The 537-nt window shown below is 68.5% G+C and carries 1 protein-coding gene; it reads left to right on the top strand.

Annotation, left to right across the window (positions count from 1 at the left end; translation table 11 throughout):
• Nucleotides 1-537: efflux RND transporter periplasmic adaptor subunit (locus L810_RS43505; RefSeq protein WP_042978506.1), on the top strand; the 537-nt coding region annotated here is incomplete at both ends.

Here is a 537-nt window from a genome sequence, read left to right as displayed (position 1 = left end):
CGCCGTCGTGCTATGGCGCATCGTCAACTACTACATGTTCTCGCCGTGGACCCGCGACGGTCACGTGCGCGCCGACGTGATCCAGGTCGCGCCGGACGTGGCGGGCCTCATCACGTCGGTGCAGGTCGCCGACAACCAGGAGGTCAAGCGCGGCCAGGTGCTGTTCGTGATCGACCAGGCCCGCTACACGCTTGCGGAGCGCCTCGCCGAAGCCACGCTCGCCCAGCGCCGCGCGACGCTCGCCCAGGCGAAGCGCGAATACGCGCGCAACCTGCAGCTCGGCAACCTGGTCGCGAGCGAACAGGTCGAGGAAAGCCGCACGCGCGTCGAACAGGGTGAAGCCGCCGTCGCCGATGCGCAGGTGTCGCTCGACACCGCGAAGCTGAACCTCCAGCGCACGACGATCGTCAGTCCCGTAGACGGCTACCTGAACGACCGCGCGCCGCGCATCGGCGAATACGTGCCGGCCGGCCGCGCGGTGCTGTCGGTCGTCGACCGCAATTCGTTCCGCGTCGACGGCTACTTCGAGGAAACCAA

The organism is Burkholderia sp. AU4i (assembly GCF_000466765.1).
Lineage (GTDB): Bacteria > Pseudomonadota > Gammaproteobacteria > Burkholderiales > Burkholderiaceae > Burkholderia > Burkholderia cepacia.
Note: the sequence above shows the minus strand (reverse complement) of the source record. Positions and strands in the feature narration are given on the sequence as shown.